The sequence below is a fragment of the Caenimonas soli genome (genome assembly GCF_013155545.1).
Lineage (GTDB): Bacteria > Pseudomonadota > Gammaproteobacteria > Burkholderiales > Burkholderiaceae_C > Ramlibacter > Ramlibacter soli.
This window is the reverse complement of record NZ_JABJVV010000004.1, coordinates 190,186-207,221: the sequence shown is the minus strand read 5'-3', so window position 1 is coordinate 207,221 and position 17,036 is coordinate 190,186. Positions and strand designations below refer to the sequence as shown.

The following is a 17,036-nucleotide window of genomic DNA, read 5'->3' as shown; positions in this document are numbered from 1 at the left end:
CAGTTTCTGTGCCAAAGCTGGTGCATGGCGCGGCCCGCAAAGCTGGCGATTGTCCCCGATCTTTGGCCCTTTTCCCTACGGAAGCCTTGCTCTTTTGGATGAGCATTGCGCCAAAATGGTGCAATCAGGTCGTTGCACTCAATTGGTGCGGCAGCGCTACCGCACCAATTCGGGGCCCAGACGCGCGCCAAAGCTGCGCAGGCCGGCCAGCAACTGCGCATAGGCTGGCTCCACCCGGCCGGGTTCGCCCTTGACGCCCAGGTCGATGTGGCGGCCGTATTCCGGGTGATCCACACTGGGCAGACTGAACACCTTGACGCCGGGGTGGTCACGCTCGATCTCCTCCATCAGCGGCGTCAGGGCGGCCTCCATGGCCCCAAACACGATGACGGACTTCTCGGCGTAGGCTTTCTCTCGGAACAAATGCTGGTAATGGGTGTCGAGCACCCACGCCATCATCGGCCAGGCCATCACCGGAAAGCCCGGCACGAAGTGCACATGGCCCACGCTGAAGCCGGGAATCTTGTTGTACGGATTGGGGATGAGCCGCGCACCCTTGGGGAACACGCCCATGTTCAGCCGGTGGATGTTGTCCGGCCGGTCGGCCTCGTACGCCGTCCCCTGCTCCCGCGCGATGTCCTGCATGCGTTCCCGAATCAAGGCTTCGGCCTGGGGATGCAGTTCGAGCTCGACGCCCAGCGCCTTGGCCGCGCACTGGCGGGTATGGTCGTCGGGGGTCGCGCCGATCCCGCCGCAGGAAAACACGAGGTCGCCCGAGGCGAACGCGCGCTGCAGCGTGGCGGTGATGCGCTCGGGCGAGTCGCCGACGTACTCGGCCCACGCCAGCTGCTGGCCGCGCGCGGCCAGCAGTTCGATGAGCTTGGGCATGTGCTTGTCGGCACGTTTGCCGGAGAGGATTTCGTCGCCGACGATCACCAAGCCCACGAGGGCTGGCTCAGCTTGGGGGGTTGCCTGTGTCATCCGCCAATGCTAACGGCGGCGGGGCGGGCGGGGAATACGGCGGCGCGGGGGGCGGCTCGGCACGAAGCCTTTCCAGCGCAGCCAGGCAATAGTGGGCGAACCAGAGCGACGCGAAGGCGAACACCAGGGTGTAGATCCAGATGGCCAGGGGAACCAGGATCACGAAGGCCGCAGCGAACAGGGCGCCCGAAGCCCAGACGATGCTGGGCGCCGCCCCGAGATAGCCCGTGAGCACGCCTATGCCCAGCAGCCAGGGCCGGTGCCTGCGAAAGACCTCGCGCCGTTCCTCCGTGCTGGCGTACTCCGACAGCGCATCGAAGGCCATCACGCGATAGGTGAGCCAACCCCAGATCAGGGGCGGCAAGATCAAGATCAGCGGCGGCACCAGCCACAGCGGCAGCGAGATCACGAGGGCCAGCAAGGCCAGCGCCGTCGAGCCCAGCGACCAGGCGATGCTGGTCGCGAGCGAGCCGCCGCGCTTGCGCTCCAGGTGCGTGAAGCGCCGCTCGGCCACCAGCGCCGACAAGGCGGGGCCCATGAAAATCGCGACCATCAGCAGCGACAGCAACACGATCAGCGGCGTCAGGGCGAAGATCACGATCAGCGGGGCCACGACCGTCTTGAGGCTCCCGGCGCCCACGCCCTGCAGCCACGCCCACACGCTCTTCATGAGATCGGAGGATTCGAGCAGCCCACGCACCCACTCCAGCGTCGCGTCCCAATAGAAGTAGCCCAGTCCCAGTGACAGCACCACCATCACGACCAGCGGCAGGAACGACAGCGCGATCACGCGCGGGTGCAAGCAGTAAGCCACCGCCCGCCAGAACGAATCCAGAAACAATGTCAATGGGCCCCCACGTTTGCCGCCAAGGCGGCTGCACTGCCCCCCGAGGGGGCGTGATCTTGCTTGAAGCGGTTCTGCACTGCGATCATCCGCGCAGCATAGCGCGTACGCGGCTATCCCTTGCCGAACAGGCGCTTGAGTCCCAGCCCTTGCTGCGACCAGAAGCCGCGCCCATAGTCGCGCCCCTGTTCGACCTGGTCGCGCACCCCCGTGGGGTCGTAGCGCTGCTCGAAGTTGCCTGTGCCGAACAGCATGTCCCACCAGGGAAACAGCACGCCAAAGTTGTGCCCGCCGAGCGCGGGGCTGCGCCCTTGCACGATCACCGGGCCGGTTTCACCGCTCTCGTGGCCGATGCCGATGCTGTGATGCAGGCGGTGAAAGCGCGGGCTGATCCACAGCCGCTCGCCCACCCGCCCGAACCACAACCGGAGGTTGGCGTGCTGCAGGCTTTCGCTCAGCTGGGTGACGGCGACGATGGCCACGAACTGCCCGGGCGCAACGCCTATCAGCTGCGCCAGCAACACGAGCAGGCTGTCGCGCAGCAGGTCGTCGAGCAGGTGATTGCGGTTGTCGCTCCACATCGTCATCTGGCGCTGCGCGTGGTGCAGCGAGTGCAGGCTCCACCACCAGTTCAGGCCATGCTGCGCCCGGTGCATCCAGTAATCCACGAAATCGAACACGACCAGGTAGATGGCGAAGCTCACCAGCGCGTTGTCGGTAACACCAGGCCACAACTGGTCGAGATGGAATGTGCCGAAGCCCGCCACCCGCACCATGCCGAACAGCTCGTCGAACCAGGGATCGACGACAAAGAACAAGGCCACGCGGAACAGGCCGAGCCGATGGACAAGGGTGTACAGCACGTCCGTGCGGATGGTGGCGCGGTCGCTCACGGGCTCCACCGGCCGCCAGCGCTGCAGGGGGCCGATCACGGCGACCAGGATGGCGATCTGGATCAGCCCCACCAGCAGCCAGCCGCTTGCAGCGTAGCCGTCCTCGAGCAAATGGCCCAGGCCCAGCGCGAACATCGCCGGCTGCATGAGCGTTTCGAACAGCCACTGCTGCACCCAGGAAAAAGCGTCTTCGATCCAGTCCATGGTCAGCGCGCGTTGGCGATCCAGTCCCGGTAAGCCGGGTGATCGCGCAAGGTCGAGAAGCAGAACCCCTTTTGCTTCAGGCCTACGATGAGTGGCTCGAGCACCGCCGGCGCCCAGGGGTCCTTACGCGACCAGATTCCCAGATGGGCCAGGAGGATGTCGCCGCTTCGAACGTCGCGCAGCGCCTTCTTCAGCAATGCTTCGTTGCTGGCCGTCTCACTGGGCAACTCGTCGCCCAGGAATCCGGCGGGCGACCAGGCCACGTGTTCGTACCCACAGGCTTTGGTGGCCTGCAGGAACGCAGGCGAGGTCTTGCCGCCGGGCGCGCGAAACAGGGGCAGCGGCCGCTTTCCCGTCACTTCTTGCAGACGCTGTGCCGCCTTCTCGATCTGTCCGCAGTATTGCGCCGCCGTCCAGACGAAGTCGCGCCCCTCGTTGGGACCGGCCGTTGCACGCACGCGAAATCGCGGCGGCGTCCCCGGCAGGTCGCCGCGCCAATAGACGTGATCCCAGGTGTGCGAAGCGAACTCATGCCCTTCGGCCGCGCGGGCCTTCCACCAGGGCGCCCAGTGGGATCCCAGGCTGCCGTCGCCGGTCTTGGTTCGCTCGTTCGCGGCGAAGAAGGTGACCTTCACCTGCTGGCGCGCCAGCACTTCCGCGATCAAGGGCGCCACTTCCATGTGCCCGGTGTCCAGCGTGAGGTACACGGGCCTGTCGCATGCCAGGGCCACGGCCGGGCCCGTCAAGAGCGCGACCGCGGCCAGCGTCAGCCGGCTGGCCTCAGCGAGGCGCGTGCGCCAGCGTCCAGACGCCATGGGGAGACTTTCCTACCTTGACCTGCCCGACGATCTTCTTCGTCTCGATGTCGATCAGGGTGAGTTTCTTGGCCCAGCGCGAGGTCACCAAAAGCAGCTTGCCGCCGGCCAGTACCTCGATGCAGTCGGGTCCGCCCGGCGCGGGGAAGGTGTCGACCAGCGCCAGCGTCTGCAGGTCGATCTTGCCGATGGTGTTGGCAACGCGGTTGGTCACGTACACATGCCGGCCGTCGCCCACAGCGCGAAATGCATGGGCGCCCGCGCCGGTCTTGATCTTCTTGGCAAGCTTGGCTTCCTTGCCGCTCACGTCATACACCTCGACCGAATCGCCGCCGGTCATGCCGACCAGCAAGTTCTTGCCGTCGGGCGTTCCGAACACGTCGGCAGGCATCGGGCCGGTCTTCACGCGCCACGTCAGCGCTTGGCTTGCCAGGTCCAGCGCCACCAGTTCGTCGCTGTCCTGCATGCTCACGAAAGCGGTCGTGCTCTTGCCGTCGATCCAGATGTGGCTGGGAGTCTTGGCTGTGGCGATGCGCTTGGCCAGCTGCGCCTCCTTGCCGTCCCAGCGATAGATATCGACGTGATTGAGACGGTTGCCGGCAATCACCAGCCACTTCATGTCGGGCGAAAAGCGCAGATGGTAGGGATCGAGTACGCCCCGCACCGTGCGCTGGATCTCCGCCGTGCGGGGATCGATGAACGTCAGCGAGTCGGCCAGCGCGTTGGCCACGATGACGGACTTCTCGTCGGGCGTCATGTACAGGTGATGCGGTTCCTTGCCGGTAGGCAGGCGCTTGACCTCCTTCCAGTTCAGGGGGTCCACCACGCTGACGCTGCCATCCAGGGAGTTCAGTACGAAGATCGGGGGCGCGCCCGCGCCCTCCGCAAAAGAAACGGCGGCAAAGAATGCCGCCGGCAAAAGGACGAGGCAACGCGATAGAAAGTTCACAAAAGACGCTTCCAGGGGAACATAAGAGTGTATCCGGCGGGCTTCGCCGTTCCCGTAATATCCCCCGATGGATTTGATGAAGGTCAACGGCGCCGGACTCGAGGTTCAACGCTTGGCAGCCTCTGCCGGCCGACGCCTGGCACCAATTATTTTTCTGCACGAGGGCCTGGGGTCGGTGGCCATGTGGCGCGACTGGCCCGCCCAGGTCTGTGCCGCCACCGGGCGCGCGGGCGTCGTCTATTCGCGCCGGGGCTATGGCCAGTCGGAAAACATTCCCGACGTGCGGGGAGCCGGCCGCCTGGGGCCCGATTACATGCACCGCGAGGCCGTGGACGTGCTGCCGGCGTTGCTCGAGGCGCTGGATATCGAAAGCCCGCTGCTGCTGGGCCATTCGGACGGCGGCACCATCGCCTTGTTACACGCCAGCCATCTGCCCGTGACCGCCTGCGTGGTCATGGCGCCGCACGTCATCGTGGAAGACCGGTCGGTGCAAGCCATCGCGCAGGCACGCGAAGCCTATGAATCCGGCGACCTTCGGGAGCGCCTGAAGCGCTATCACGCCGACGTGGACTGCGCGTTCTGGCAGTGGAACGACATCTGGCTCAGCCCCGGCTTTCGCCTCTTCGATATCCGGTCCGAGTGCCGCCACATCCAGGCCCCGATCCTGGCCATCCAGGGCGAGGACGATCCCTACGGATCGCTGCAACAGATCGACGACATCGAGCCGACGCGCGGCCCGTTCTCCCGGCTGGTCCTGCCGCAGTGCGGCCATTCCCCGCATCGCGACCAGCCGGACCGGGTGAATCAGCGAATCGTGGAGTTCCTGGCGAAACTGCCCTGATCAGGGCTCCAGCAGGGCCAGATCGGCGGGGGACAACCAGCGCCACTGGCCCGGCGCGAGATCCGCAGGAAGCGCCAGGCCGCCGATGCGCGAGCGATGCAGCCCCTCGACCCGGTTGCCCACGGCCGCGATCATCCGTTTGACCTGGTGGTACTTGCCTTCGGTCAGGGTGAGGCGAAGCAGCCGCTCCCCGGCAAGTTCGCAGGCGGCCGCCCGCACCAGCCGGGGGTCATCATCGAGGACGACGCCTTCGAGCAAGCGGCCGATCTGGCGCTCGTCGACCGCATGCTTGGCGGTCACCTCGTAGACCTTGGGCACGTGATGGCGCGGCGAGCTCATCCGGTGGATGAACTGCCCGTCGTCGGTGAGGAGCAGCATGCCGGTCGTGTCCTGGTCCAGGCGGCCCACCGCCTGGACCCCCTGCGTAGCGGCCTTCTGGGGACGCTGGCGCAGCGGCGGTGGCAGCAAGGTGTAGATGCTGGGGTAAGCCGAGGGCTTGCGCGAACACTCGGTTCCTGCGGGCTTGTGCAGCAGGAGATACGCCTTTTCGTGGTACTCCCACTCCACCCCGCCGACGGCAAAGCGCAAGCCGGCCGCCTCGAACTCCGCGGCGGCATCCGTCACCGGCTGCCTGTCCACGCTCACGCGGCCTTGCTGGATCAGGCCGGCGCAAACGCGGCGGGTTCCAAACCCCTGGGAAAACAGAATGTCCTGCAGTTGCATGCCCCGAGTATCTCAGCGCCGCACCAGGGGCAGCGCGCGAGAAGGGGCGCAGGCTAGTTTTCGCTGTGATTGCGCTCCGAGCGCGACTCACGCCAGGGTTCGTCGCGCAGGGCGAACTTGCGGGCCTTCGGTTGGCTTGGGCGATACGGCCGGCGATCGGCGTCGGTATCCGTGGGGTCGAACTCGGAGTATTTTTCGCGGCGGTTCGCAAGTTTTTTTTGCGGCGATTGATGCATAGCTCATCCTGTGGACACATGCTTGGGACATGAAGGCGGCGCTGCCGCCTCACGCACAATCTAGGGCCAGTGCGAACTCGACGCTGTAGGACGGATTCGCATATGTGTAGGACAAAATCGGGAGAACAGTCCCATGGTGACCGAGGATATCGCCCACAAAATGTGACTCTGATATTGACGAGAGTATTCGGTCATGTCCCTCGCCGCAAATTCAGCCCGGGCCGCTTCGTGCCGCTTCTGCGGCTCGGCCTTGCGCCACACGTTCACCGATCTGGGCATGTCGCCGCCCTGCGAAAGCTTCTTGCCGGCGGACCAGTTGAACCAGATGGAGGCTTTCTATCCGCTGCATGTGTTCGTGTGCGAACACTGCTTTCTGGTGCAGCTGCAGGAATACATCAGCCCGGAACACATCTTCACCGAATACGCCTACTTCTCTTCCTATTCGGACAGCTGGCTGGCCCATGCCAAGGCCTACACGGAGCTGATGGTCAAGCGCTTCCAATTGGGCGAGCGCAGCCTGGCGGTGGAACTGGCCAGCAATGACGGCTACCTGCTGCAATACTTCATGGAGCAAGGCGTCCCGGTGCTGGGCATCGAGCCGGCCGCGAATGTCGCCAGGGAGGCGACCAGGAAAGGCATCCCCACGCTGGTGAGATTTTTCGGCCGGGAGATGGCGGCCGAGATGGTGAGCGACGGTACCCGAGCCGACCTGATCGTCGGGAACAACGTGCTCGCGCAGGTTCCGGACATCTGCAGCTTCGTCGAGGGCATGAAGACACTGCTCATACCCCAAGGCGTGATCACGCTGGAGTTTCCCCACCTGATGCGGTTGATGGAAGGTAACCAGTTCGACACCATCTACCACGAACACTTTTCCTACTTCTCTTTCCTCACCACGATGAAGATCCTGGCCAGGTTCGGCCTCGCGGTTTTCGATGTGGAGGAGCTCGCTACCCACGGTGGCTCGTTGCGGGTGTATGCCAGGCACGCTGAAGACCTCTCGCACCCGGTGACCGATCGCGTCCGGGAACTGGCGGACCGGGAAGAGAGAGCCGGATTCACCCGGCTAGAAACCTATTTTTCCTTCGACGAGCGGGTCAAGGAAACCAAACGAAAGATCCTGGCCTTCCTGATCGAAGCCAAGCAGGCCGGCAAGTCGATCGCCGGCTACGGCGCCCCGGGCAAGGGCAACACCCTCCTCAACTATTGCGCCATCCGCACCGACTTCCTGGACTACACGGTGGACCGCAACCCCTACAAGCACGGCAAGTTTCTTCCCGGCACCCGCATCCCGATCTTTCCCCCGGAAAAGATTCGCGAGACCCGGCCCGATTACGTCCTGATCCTGCCCTGGAACCTGAAGAACGAGATCCGGGAACAGTTGTCCTACATCCGCGAATGGGGCGGAAAACTGGTAGTGCCCATCCCCGAGGTGGAGGTCTTGCCATGATCTTCACCGAGACCAGGCTGAAGGGCGCCTTCATTCTCGAACTGGAAAGACGCGACGACGAGCGCGGCTTTTTCGCTCGTTCCTGGTGCCAGGAGGAGTTCCTGGCCCACGGCCTGAACCCCGCCATCGCGCAGTGCAATATTTCGTTCAACCGGCTGAAGGGAACGCTGCGCGGCATGCACTACGCGGCGGCCCCGTTCGAAGAAGCCAAGCTGGTTCGCTGCACCGCCGGCGCTGCGTACGACGTCATCATCGACTTGAGGCGCGACTCGCCTACCTACAAGCAGCATGTGGGCGAAGTGCTGAGCGCCGCCAACTACCGGATGATGTATGTGCCCGAGGGTTTTGCGCACGGCTTTCAAACGCTCGAAGACAACACCGAAATCTTCTACCAGATGTCGCAGTTCTATTCACCGGATCATGCGCGCGGGGTTCGCTACGACGATCCGGCGTTCGGCATCAAGTGGATGATCGCCGACCCGGTGATGCTGGACCGCGACCGGACCTATCCTGACTTCACCGGCTGACCTTGCCGACCGACATGCCGACCACCGATCTCGCCCAGCTTCGAGCCGCGCTCGACCCGCAGGCGATCGGCCCCGCCATCCATGCGCTGATACGTGAGCTTTATCCGATATGCCGCAGCATCACCGGCGACGGCCTTCGCCAGACACTGGCGCGGGTCGGAAAAGAGATCCCGCTCGAAATGCATGAAGTGCCCAGCGGCACCCAGGTGTTCGACTGGACCGTGCCTCGCGAATGGAATATCCGCGAGGCTTATGTGAAGAGTTCGAGCGGCGAACGAGTCATCGACTTTCGCCGCCACAACCTGCACGTGATGAACTACAGCGTGCCCGTCCGGGGCCAGATGTCGCTGGCCCAGCTGCGGCCCCATCTGCACACCCTGCCCGATCAGCCGGATCTGATCCCGTATCGCACTTCCTATTACAAGGAGGATTGGGGCTTCTGCCTGCCCCACCGCCAGCTGGAGGAAATGGCCGAGGACGAATACGAGGTTTGCATCGATTCCACGCTGCAAGACGGGCACCTGACCTACGGCGAATGCCTGCTGAAAGGCGCCTCGGCGCAGGAAGTGCTTGTTTCCTGCCACGCCTGCCACCCTTCCCTGTGCAACGACAATCTTTCGGGGGTGGCGGTCGCCACTTTCCTGGCCCAACACCTGAGCCAGGTGCCGCTGCGCTATTCGTACCGGTTCCTGTTCATCCCGGGGACCATCGGCTCGATCACCTGGCTCAGCTTGAATGAAGATCGCGCCCGTGCGATTGCGCACGGCCTGGTCCTCACCTGCATCGGCGACCGCGGCAACTTCACTTACAAGAAGAGCCGCCGCGGCAATGCGGAGATCGATCTCGCTGTGGAGCACATCCTCAAGCACTCCGGAAGCGGCCACACCACCGTGGAATTTTCTCCCTACGGCTATGACGAGCGGCAGTACTGCTCGCCTGGATTCAACCTGGCCGTCGGTTGCCTGATGCGCAGCCACCACGGCCAATTTCCGCAGTACCACACGTCCGCGGACGATCTGGGCTTCGTCGATCCGGGAGCGCTGGCCGAGTCTTTGGCGACGATTCTCTCGGTGTTCGACGTGCTCGAGCACAACCGCAGTTACGTCAACCGGAATCCGAAGTGCGAACCCCAATTGGGCAAGCGCGGCCTTTACAGTGTCATGGGCGGCAACAACATCAAGCAACTGGAGATGGCCATGTTGTGGGTCCTGAATCTATCGGATGGAAGCTTCAGCCTGCTCGATATCGCCGAGCGGTCCGGGCTGTCTTTTGAAGTGATAAAGAATGCGGCGGAAATGTTGTTCCGCCATGACTTGCTGGCGCCGGCATGAACACACTGGAAAATCAGGTTGCCGTAGTGACCGGCGCAAGCAGCGGGATTGGCAAGGCGATCGCGTTGGAACTCGCTGCACAGGGCGCGAGCCTCTGCCTGGTCGGCCGAAAGTTGGAGACCTTGCAATCGGTAGTCGACGCCGCCAAAGGGAAGGCGGGACGCCACCACTGTTTTCAGGCCGATCTGTCGGTGGACCACGAAGTCGACGAGCTCATTGCAGCCATCAAGCGTGATGTTCAGGCCGTCGATATCCTTGTGCATGGCGCCGGGGTCATATGGTTGGGTCCGCTCGAATCCGCAGCTGCCGACCGCTTGGACAGCCACTACAAAACCAACGTACGCGCGCCCTATGTCTTGACCCAGGGACTCTTGCCGGCGCTCAAATCACGACAGGGACAGGTCTTGTTCCTGAACTCGAGCGCCGGATATGCAGCCAAGGCGAATGCAAGCCAGTACGCGGCCAGCAAGCACGCACTGAAGGCGGTCGCGGACAGCTTGCGGGAAGAAGTCAATCCGGCCGGCGTGCGGGTACTCAGCCTGTTCCTGGGCCGCACGGCAAGCCCGATGCAGGCCGCCCTTCATGCTACGGAGGGCAAGGCATACCAGCCGGAGTTGCTCATGCAGCCAGAGGACGTGGCCGCGGTGGCCATCCACGCCTTGACTCTGCCGCGTACCATCGAGATCACCGAAATCAGTATGCGGCCGCTCGTGAAATCTTACTGAACAAGTGCGCCATTTCAGGTGGCGGGCCTGCTTGGCGAAACCCAGGGCGTACCCCTTGCGCCCGAGGTTTCTTTCCTGATGTCTTCCTGTGGGGCGCGTGCCGGAGGCGGCGAAGCAAGGGGCAGGTCCGATGGCGTGAAGGCGTCGGTCGCGGCCAATTCACGCAGCACCTTCACGCGAGCAGGCGCCGCCGGATTGTCCGCAAACTTGCGGGCAAAAAAGGCGTCGGATCTCCTGAGTTGTTCGAAGTGCTCCTCATGGAATTCGCCCGGGTGGGCGTCGTCGTATTTCTGGATGAAATGGTTCATGGGCCCCTTGCGCGGCCCCAGGTGCATCAGCAGCGTAGGGATGAGGAATTCGTCGGAAATCCGCAGGCGGCTGAAATAGTCGTGGACAGCGGGTCGGGAAAACATGTCCACCATGCCACCGATGACGTTGCGGCGCGCGCCGAACCAGGTCGTTCCGTAATACGGACGAAACGATTCATCGAAGATATGGCGCCCTATCCATGGCCGGGAAAGCGCCTTGACGGTGGCAAACGCAATCCATGGCATGACCCCCCTGCCGGCGCCGCTTCGCAGCCAGATTCCGGCCTCGTCTCGCCGGCCGGACGTCGCGCCGAAGTACGAAAGCGACAGGAATCTCACTACCCGGTGGCGGAATGACCTCTCGGGCGTCAATGCCCGATAACCGACCGACATCAAGGCATCGCGGTCACCCAGCAGATCGATGCAGTCGAAATGGGCATCCGCGCCTCCCGACACGTGCGCCTCGAACTGTTCGAGGGGCTTGATGGGCAGGCACGTCGGGCTAAGCAGCTGCAAATAATCGAAGTCGATGTTCGCCATCGCGTACTGCAACGAATGGAAGATTCCTTCGACGAATCCGAACACGGCCCAACCGGTCTGCTTGGGATTCGGCACGAACCGCACGTTCGGAGCCGTGAGCGGGAAGTTGGGCGTCTGCGAGAAATCGTGATGGACCAGCACGAGGTGGGGCGCCAGGGCACGGGCGAGTTGCTCTATCGTCGCCGGCTTGCTGACGGCCGACATCACCAGAAAGACGATCCTCGGTCTCATCGGATGGGACGACTCAATACCGCCAGAAGAGCCGTTCATCGACCTGTCCGGACACGCTCAAATACTTGATCTGCTTCAGGCGTGTGAAAGGCCGGGCGTTGAATACAGCCGAGTCGATGGCGATGCGTTCGAATACGTCATGGAGCTGCTGGGCCCCTTTGCGCGCATCCCAGGCACAACGAAAGCCGGGCAGCCGGTCGCGGATCTTGGCAAAGCTGACCCGGTAGCTGCGATTGTCGCCCCCGGGGGGACCGTACGACAGCTGGCAGCCGGGATAAGCCTGCGCGACGATCTGCGCGATCTCGCGAACCTGGTAGTTGTCGGCGTCATGGCCGACGTTGAATACCTCACCGTGGACCGCCTCCCGCGGCGCTTCGAGGACGCAGGCGATCGCCTCGCAGATGTCCAGCACATGCACCAGCGGCCGCCAGGGCGAGCCATCGCTCGTCATGACGATCCGGCCCGTCGTGGCGGCGACACCGCAGAGATTGTTCAACACGATATCGAAGCGCATCCTCGGTGACGCGCCGTAGGCAGTTGCGTTGCGCAGGAACGTCGGCGAGAAGGTGGACGAAGCCATGGCGCCGACGTCGCGCTCGACCAGTGTCTTGCACCTGGCGTACGCGGTCTGCGGACTGGTGGGCGAGCGCTCGTTCATGGGCTCCGCGCCATCGGCGACACCGTAGACACTGCAGGAAGACGTGTAGACGAACCGCTTCACACCGGCGTCCCGCGCCAGCTCGGCAAGCCGAACCGAAGCCCGGTGATTGATCTCGTACGTCAGCTCGGGATTGTTCTCGCCCAGCGGATCATTGGACAGCTCTGCCATGTGCACGATGGCGTCCACTCCCTGCACATCGCCCAGCTGGATCTCGCGTATGTCGCGATTGATGGTGCGCGGAAATCCCGGTATCAATTTGCGATCGCTGAACAACCAGCCATCGCGGTAGTACCCGGTATCCAGCCCGACAACCTCGTGCCCGCGTGCCTGCAGCAACGGTGCGAGAAGACAGCCGATGTAGCCCTCGACTCCGCTGACGAGCAGCCTCATTTGCGATGACTCCCTGTGGCGTTTGTCAAATCCGCTGTGATCGTAGCTCAGACACGTGCGTTCGTGTGTCAGTTCTCATTGCTGAGTTCTGTCCCAAGAATAAGCTTTCGGCAATAGAACGCCTCGGCATATTGGTCCGGGGCAGCGCACTCGACCCCGCGCAACCGCAAGATTGCCCGAAAGGTATCTTCGGTCATCCATGCCTTGTTGCTTTCGCTCTTGAACACATCGCAGATGTTCTTGATCTTGCGTGCGCAAACTTCCTTCTTGAGAGGCACGAAACAATTTGGAGCGCCCAGGTCACCGTCGTACTTCGGAATCTCGTATTCCAGGATCAGATGCCGGCGCCATGTGTTCCAGGTCAGTTCGCTGATGGTGCGATGGTCCTGGTGCCGGTCATCGCGATAGTGGGTGAAGATCAGGTCCGGATCGACATTTATCTTGAGCTCCTCGAAGGACTCCTTGATATCCGCCCCCTGGTACGGGAAGAATCCGTCGCGGAAGTTCATCACGATGACCTCTTGCGCTCTGGCCTGCTGGAGAAAGAGCGACGCACTGGTACGAGCTTCCCTCTCGCGCTCGCCGGCGGAACTGAACACCACCCACACCACGCGCAGATTGGAACGGGCGGAAAGCAACTGCAGAACGGTCCCGCCGCAACCGATTTCAATGTCGTCCGAGTGGGCCCCCAGGCACAACAGGGTGAGGGGCGCCGCCGGATCGCGTGGCAGGCCTAGCTGCAGCATAGGGGCCCCCTGCGGCGCCGTTTGTCGTTAGCCCTTGCCATTGGTTCTCCACACTTCCCACGGGGCGGCCCCGGTCGCGTACAGGCTTTCCAGCTGCTGCCTGTCCTTGAAAGTGTCCATGCTGGCCCAGAAGCCGTCGTAGGGATAGCCCATCAACTGCCGCTCCTGGAGCAGCCTGTGGAACGGCTGCTCGACCAGTTCTTCCTTGTCCCCTATGTAGTTGAATATCTCTTTCTTGAAGATGAAAAAGCCGCCGTTGACGCGCACATCGCCGTTGTCGATGGCATGGATGTCAGCCACGAGGTTGGTACCCTCCTGGAGTGAAACGACGTGATAACTCAGGTTCGGCCGCACGCACAGGAAGCTCGCCACCTTGCCCTGCCGGCGGAAGTGTTCCAGTTGCTGGGGCAACGGCAGGTCCGTGAGGCCGTCGCTGTAATTGGCCAGGAACTCGGTCTCCCCTTCCAGATACTTCTCCACCGCCTTCAATCTCTGTCCAATATTGGAATTGATCCCGGTGTACGCGAAAGTGATGCGCCAGTCCTCGATGTCGCTGCTTATGAGCTCCAGGTTCTTGCCCCCTGCGGACAGGATGAAGTCGTTGGAGATGCACTCGTTGTAGTTGAGGAAGTAGTTCTTGATGGCGTCGGCCCGGTGTCCCAGGCAGAGGATGAAATCCTTGTGGCCGAAGTGGGCGTAGTACTTCATCACATGCCACAGCAAGGGCCGCAAGCCGATTTGCACCATCGGCTTGGGCAGGTTCTCGGCATCGCGAATGCGCATGCCGAGCCCTCCGCAAAACAGGACGACCTTCATGACGCGTTGTGCCTCCGCTGGCCGCAAAGCAGCTTCATACCCATGAAATGTGCACCCCGCGCATGCCTTGGATACAGGAGTTTTGTCCTCCTTGTGCTAGTACAGATGTCCGGATATTTGCCAAGGAAAAAGGGCCGCCAGGAACAGATTCCCGGCGGCCCTTGTCCGCTGTAGTGGTGGAGCTGGCGGGAATTGAACCCGCGTCCGCAAGCCTTCTTCGCACAGTTCTACATGTGTAGCCGTCTGATTGAGTCTCGCCTCCTGTATCGCGCAGCGGCACGCTATACAAGACGCCAGTAACCTCTTTTCTCGTTCCGTGCCAAGTTACCCGACACGAAACCAGCCTATGAAATTATCTTTGCAGCCGGGAGCCCTTAACTTGCGCTAAAGACCCCTTGCCCAGCCCATAGGCCTGCTGTTGCAAAGCTCACCGGCAATTAAGCGGCGAGTGCGAAACGTTCGTCGTTTGCAGTTAGTTTGTTTGAATCTGTTTTACGAGCACATTCAGCTCGACATGCCCTGCCACGCGTCCGAACCCACGTCGAAACCAGTGCAGCCCCAAGCCTCGTATTTTACGCCTGCCGCTGTGATTTCAAGAGCGCCAGCAATTCAAGCGGTGAATGAATGTGGGCATGAGCCCCCCAGAGCATGGTGTCGGCGTTACTGCCGAGGTAGCCGTAAGTGGCGGCCACGGTGCCCATGCCGGCCGCCAAGCCGGCGGCCACATCGCGCTCGTCGTCCCCCACGTAGATACAGCGAGCCGGATCGAGCCGCAACTGCCGCGCTGCCTCCAGCAAAGGGGCGGGATGGGGCTTTGCGTGCGGGGTGCTGTCCCCGCCGACCACGGCCGAGGCAGTGGCGAACAAGCTCATGCGTTGCGTCAGCGGCTGGGTGAAGCGCATCGACTTGTTCGTCACCACACCCCAGGCCAGGCCCTGGCCCAGCAGTTGGGCGATGAGCTCGGCAATGCCCTGGAAAACATAGGTTCGCTCGGTCATGCAGTTTTCGTAGTTGGCGAAGAACTCCTCCCGTAGCGCGGGGTAGTCGGGATGCTCGGGCGTGATGCCGAAAGCCACGCCCAACATGCCACGCGCGCCGGCGCCGGCCATGGGACGGTAGCGCTCGAGCGGCAGGGATGGCAGGCCGCGATCCAGCCGCATCTTGTCGGCCGCCACTCCCAGGTCCGGCGCACTGTCGATCAGGGTGCCGTCGAGGTCGAACAGCACCGCACGGATATCACTGAACATCAGGCCCTCTGCGTGGCGAACATGTAGTTCACGCTGGTGTCGCCCGACAGCCAATAGCGGCGTGTGAGCGGGTTGTATTCCATGCCGCGCGTGTGCACCAGCTCAAGGCCGGCCGTGCGAGCGTGAGCGGCCAGCTCACTGGGCCGGATGAATTTCAGGTACTCGTGGGTGCCCCGGGGAAGCAGGTTGAGCAGGTACTCCGCGCCCACGATGGCAAAAACGAAAGATTTAGGGTTGCGGTTGATGGTGGAGAAAAACACCCAGCCGCCCGGCTTCACCAGCCGGCTGCAGGCGCGCACCACCGAGCCGGGATCGGGCACATGCTCCAGCATCTCCATGCAGGTGACGGCATCGAATGAGCCAGGCTCTTCGGCGGCGAGCGCCTCGACGCTGACCTCGCGGTAGGCGACATTCGGCGTTTGCGCTTCCAGAGCGTGCAATTGCGCGACCTTCAAGGCTTTTGCCGCCAGGTCGATGCCCAGCACCTGGGCGCCCTTGCGGGCCATGGAGTCGGAGAGGATGCCGCCCCCGCAGCCCACGTCCAGCACGCGCTTGCCCGCCAGGGGCAGGTGCGACTGGATCCACTCCAGCCGCAGCGGGTTGATCTGGTGCAGCGGGCGGAACTCGCTCTCGGGATCCCACCAGCGGTGGGCGAGCTCGGAAAACTTGGCCAGTTCGGCCGGGTCAGCGTTTACGGTTGTCTCGGTCATGGAGACCCGATGGTAGCCATAAAAAAAGCCCCGTCGCCGGGGCTTTTTCTGGAATCGCCAAGGATTTAGCGGTTGGCGCGGGTGCCGACCACTTCGATTTCCACGCGGCGGTTCTTGGCGCGGCCTTCGGCGGTCTTGTTGTCGGCCACAGGCTGCTTCTCGCCCTTGCCTTCGGTGTACACGCGGTTCTTTTCGATGCCCTTGGACACCAGGTAAGCCTTGACGGCTTCAGCGCGGCGCACGGACAGCTTCTGGTTGTAGGTATCGGAGCCCACCGAGTCGGTATGGCCGACGGCGATGATAACTTCCAGGTTAATATCCTTGACCTTGCCGACCAGGTCGTCGAGCTTGGCCTTGCCTTCAGGCTTGAGCACAGACTTGTCGAAGTCGAAGAAAGCGTCAGCGGCGTAGGTCACCTTGGTGGCGGCCGGCGGCTGGGGAGCCGGAGCGGGAGCCGGAGGAGTCACGGCCGGCGCCGGGGCGGCTGCCACGGGAGCGGGAGCCGGAGCAGCGGCGACCAGGGCACCATCACAGCCCTTGGCGGCGGTGGCAGGCGTCCAGTTGGAATTGCGCCAGCACAGTTCGTTGGTGCCGTTCTTCCACACCAGGTCGCCGGATGCATTGACCCAGTTGTCGATACGGTTGCCGCCGTCGGCTGCCGTAACGCGAGTTTGCGCACCTGCGGCGGTTGCCAACGCAGCGGCTGCAAACATCAGCGCCACTTTATTCAGTTTCTTCATGGTTCTCCTCTTCGGGGAAAAAGCCGCAGCCGCGCTGCGAAAATACTACGCTTAAGGTGACCATCACCAAAAGCGTCAAACTTATTGTGCCACACGTCCTTACACAATCAACGCATAAGGCGTGCAAG

General features: G+C 62.9%; 19 protein-coding genes and 1 other RNA gene. 5 read left to right on the top strand and 15 right to left on the bottom strand.

All coding sequences use genetic code 11. The annotated features are described in order from the left end of the window. Positions 1-156: 156 nt before the first annotated feature. The 5 genes from HNE04_RS07990 to HNE04_RS07970 form a co-directional block, all read right to left on the bottom strand. The gene (locus HNE04_RS07990; RefSeq protein WP_172218005.1) at positions 157-981 is read right to left on the bottom strand and encodes a competence/damage-inducible protein A; all 825 of its coding nucleotides are present in this window, start codon (positions 979-981) and stop codon (positions 157-159) included. Next, positions 956-1,828, bottom strand: coding sequence for an EI24 domain-containing protein (locus HNE04_RS07985; RefSeq protein ID WP_172218004.1), 873 nt, complete (start codon positions 1,826-1,828; stop codon positions 956-958). Before HNE04_RS07985 ends, HNE04_RS07990 begins: the two co-directional genes overlap by 26 nt. Before the next feature lie 110 nt (positions 1,829-1,938). Continuing rightward, positions 1,939-2,922, bottom strand: a complete 984-nt coding sequence (locus HNE04_RS07980; protein ID WP_172218003.1) for a sterol desaturase family protein — start codon at positions 2,920-2,922, stop codon at positions 1,939-1,941. A 2-nt stretch (positions 2,923-2,924) separates the two neighbouring features. Then, a complete protein-coding gene (locus tag HNE04_RS07975) occupies positions 2,925-3,737 on the bottom strand; it encodes a polysaccharide deacetylase family protein (RefSeq protein WP_172218002.1) in 813 nt (270 codons plus the stop codon). After that, positions 3,703-4,656: a YncE family protein gene (locus HNE04_RS07970; protein ID WP_235964873.1), complete on the bottom strand. Its 954-nt coding sequence runs from the start codon at positions 4,654-4,656 to the stop codon at positions 3,703-3,705. Before HNE04_RS07970 ends, HNE04_RS07975 begins: the two co-directional genes overlap by 35 nt. 97 nt (positions 4,657-4,753) lie before the next feature. Here HNE04_RS07970 and HNE04_RS07965 point away from each other — a divergent pair, with 97 nt between their 5' ends. Further along, positions 4,754-5,527 carry an alpha/beta fold hydrolase gene (locus tag HNE04_RS07965; RefSeq protein ID WP_172218000.1) on the top strand — a complete coding sequence of 258 codons (774 nt, stop codon included), beginning with the start codon at positions 4,754-4,756 and terminating at the stop codon, positions 5,525-5,527. On the opposite strand, the gene HNE04_RS07960 is transcribed toward HNE04_RS07965, so the two are convergent. Both HNE04_RS07960 and HNE04_RS07955 read right to left on the bottom strand, forming a co-directional pair. Next, complete coding sequence (locus HNE04_RS07960; RefSeq protein WP_172217999.1) at positions 5,528-6,250, bottom strand: pseudouridine synthase; 723 nt, start codon at positions 6,248-6,250, stop codon at positions 5,528-5,530. Positions 6,251-6,303: 53 nt separating this feature from the next. Continuing rightward, positions 6,304-6,486 carry a hypothetical protein gene (locus tag HNE04_RS07955; RefSeq protein WP_172217998.1) on the bottom strand — a complete coding sequence of 61 codons (183 nt, stop codon included), beginning with the start codon at positions 6,484-6,486 and terminating at the stop codon, positions 6,304-6,306. A 193-nt stretch (positions 6,487-6,679) separates the two neighbouring features. On the opposite strand from HNE04_RS07955, the gene HNE04_RS07950 reads away from it, so the two are divergent. Genes HNE04_RS07950 through HNE04_RS07935 form a run of 4 tightly spaced genes read left to right on the top strand, consistent with a single transcriptional unit; the run spans position 6,680 to position 10,519 of the window. Next, a complete protein-coding gene (locus tag HNE04_RS07950) occupies positions 6,680-7,936 on the top strand; it encodes a class I SAM-dependent methyltransferase (protein WP_172217997.1) in 1,257 nt (418 codons plus the stop codon). Next, positions 7,933-8,463, top strand: a complete 531-nt coding sequence (rfbC, locus tag HNE04_RS07945) for a dTDP-4-dehydrorhamnose 3,5-epimerase (protein ID WP_172217996.1) — start codon at positions 7,933-7,935, stop codon at positions 8,461-8,463. Before HNE04_RS07950 ends, rfbC begins: the two co-directional genes overlap by 4 nt. A 14-nt stretch (positions 8,464-8,477) precedes the next feature. Next, entirely contained in the window at positions 8,478-9,794 is a 1,317-nt protein-coding gene (locus HNE04_RS07940) for a DUF4910 domain-containing protein (RefSeq protein WP_172217995.1), read from the top strand. After that, positions 9,791-10,519 (top strand): SDR family oxidoreductase, encoded by a 729-nt coding sequence (locus tag HNE04_RS07935; protein ID WP_172217994.1) that lies wholly within the window; start codon positions 9,791-9,793, stop codon positions 10,517-10,519. Before HNE04_RS07940 ends, HNE04_RS07935 begins: the two co-directional genes overlap by 4 nt. A gap of 14 nt (positions 10,520-10,533) precedes the next feature. On the opposite strand, the gene HNE04_RS07930 is transcribed toward HNE04_RS07935, so the two are convergent. The 8 genes from HNE04_RS07930 to ompA form a co-directional block, all read right to left on the bottom strand. Beyond that, a complete protein-coding gene (locus HNE04_RS07930) occupies positions 10,534-11,598 on the bottom strand; it encodes a hypothetical protein (RefSeq protein ID WP_172217993.1) in 1,065 nt (354 codons plus the stop codon). Between the two features lie 13 nt (positions 11,599-11,611). Then, on the bottom strand, positions 11,612-12,649 hold the full coding sequence (locus HNE04_RS07925) for an NAD-dependent epimerase/dehydratase family protein (RefSeq protein ID WP_172217992.1): 1,038 nt from the start codon (positions 12,647-12,649) through the stop codon (positions 11,612-11,614). Positions 12,650-12,717: 68 nt separating this feature from the next. After that, positions 12,718-13,395, bottom strand: coding sequence for a PIG-L deacetylase family protein (locus HNE04_RS07920; RefSeq protein WP_172217991.1), 678 nt, complete (start codon positions 13,393-13,395; stop codon positions 12,718-12,720). Between the two features lie 27 nt (positions 13,396-13,422). After that, the gene (locus HNE04_RS07915) at positions 13,423-14,178 is read right to left on the bottom strand and encodes a glycosyltransferase family protein (RefSeq protein WP_207717481.1); all 756 of its coding nucleotides are present in this window, start codon (positions 14,176-14,178) and stop codon (positions 13,423-13,425) included. A 207-nt stretch (positions 14,179-14,385) separates the two neighbouring features. Then, positions 14,386-14,771: a transfer-messenger RNA gene (ssrA, locus tag HNE04_RS07910) on the bottom strand. Between the two features lie 12 nt (positions 14,772-14,783). Continuing rightward, positions 14,784-15,458 carry an HAD family hydrolase gene (locus tag HNE04_RS07905; RefSeq protein WP_172217989.1) on the bottom strand — a complete coding sequence of 225 codons (675 nt, stop codon included), beginning with the start codon at positions 15,456-15,458 and terminating at the stop codon, positions 14,784-14,786. Next, entirely contained in the window at positions 15,458-16,168 is a 711-nt protein-coding gene (gene ubiG, locus HNE04_RS07900; RefSeq protein ID WP_172217988.1) for a bifunctional 2-polyprenyl-6-hydroxyphenol methylase/3-demethylubiquinol 3-O-methyltransferase UbiG, read from the bottom strand. Before ubiG ends, HNE04_RS07905 begins: the two co-directional genes overlap by 1 nt. 65 nt (positions 16,169-16,233) lie before the next feature. Then, a complete protein-coding gene (gene ompA / locus HNE04_RS07895; RefSeq protein ID WP_172217987.1) occupies positions 16,234-16,908 on the bottom strand; it encodes an outer membrane protein OmpA in 675 nt (224 codons plus the stop codon). Positions 16,909-17,036: the final 128 nt, after the last annotated feature.

What these genes read in the sequence shown, in the direction of transcription:
- HNE04_RS07990 (WP_172218005.1), bottom strand. Translation starts at nt 981, where the DNA reads ATGACACAGGCAACCCCCCAAGCTGAGCCAGCCCTCGTGGGCTTGGTG.
- HNE04_RS07980 (WP_172218003.1), bottom strand. Translation starts at nt 2,922, where the DNA reads ATGGACTGGATCGAAGACGCTTTTTCCTGGGTGCAGCAGTGGCTGTTC.
- HNE04_RS07975 (WP_172218002.1), bottom strand. Translation starts at nt 3,737, where the DNA reads ATGGCGTCTGGACGCTGGCGCACGCGCCTCGCTGAGGCCAGCCGGCTG.
- HNE04_RS07965 (WP_172218000.1), top strand. Translation starts at nt 4,754, where the DNA reads ATGGATTTGATGAAGGTCAACGGCGCCGGACTCGAGGTTCAACGCTTG.
- HNE04_RS07960 (WP_172217999.1), bottom strand. Translation starts at nt 6,250, where the DNA reads ATGCAACTGCAGGACATTCTGTTTTCCCAGGGGTTTGGAACCCGCCGC.
- HNE04_RS07955 (WP_172217998.1), bottom strand. Translation starts at nt 6,486, where the DNA reads ATGCATCAATCGCCGCAAAAAAAACTTGCGAACCGCCGCGAAAAATAC.
- HNE04_RS07950 (WP_172217997.1), top strand. Translation starts at nt 6,680, where the DNA reads ATGTCCCTCGCCGCAAATTCAGCCCGGGCCGCTTCGTGCCGCTTCTGC.
- rfbC (WP_172217996.1), top strand. Translation starts at nt 7,933, where the DNA reads ATGATCTTCACCGAGACCAGGCTGAAGGGCGCCTTCATTCTCGAACTG.
- HNE04_RS07940 (WP_172217995.1), top strand. Translation starts at nt 8,478, where the DNA reads ATGCCGACCACCGATCTCGCCCAGCTTCGAGCCGCGCTCGACCCGCAG.
- HNE04_RS07935 (WP_172217994.1), top strand. Translation starts at nt 9,791, where the DNA reads ATGAACACACTGGAAAATCAGGTTGCCGTAGTGACCGGCGCAAGCAGC.
- HNE04_RS07930 (WP_172217993.1), bottom strand. Translation starts at nt 11,598, where the DNA reads ATGAGACCGAGGATCGTCTTTCTGGTGATGTCGGCCGTCAGCAAGCCG.
- HNE04_RS07925 (WP_172217992.1), bottom strand. Translation starts at nt 12,649, where the DNA reads ATGAGGCTGCTCGTCAGCGGAGTCGAGGGCTACATCGGCTGTCTTCTC.
- HNE04_RS07920 (WP_172217991.1), bottom strand. Translation starts at nt 13,395, where the DNA reads ATGCTGCAGCTAGGCCTGCCACGCGATCCGGCGGCGCCCCTCACCCTG.
- HNE04_RS07915 (WP_207717481.1), bottom strand. Translation starts at nt 14,178, where the DNA reads ATGCGCATTCGCGATGCCGAGAACCTGCCCAAGCCGATGGTGCAAATC.
- HNE04_RS07905 (WP_172217989.1), bottom strand. Translation starts at nt 15,458, where the DNA reads ATGTTCAGTGATATCCGTGCGGTGCTGTTCGACCTCGACGGCACCCTG.
- ubiG (WP_172217988.1), bottom strand. Translation starts at nt 16,168, where the DNA reads ATGACCGAGACAACCGTAAACGCTGACCCGGCCGAACTGGCCAAGTTT.
- ompA (WP_172217987.1), bottom strand. Translation starts at nt 16,908, where the DNA reads ATGAAGAAACTGAATAAAGTGGCGCTGATGTTTGCAGCCGCTGCGTTG.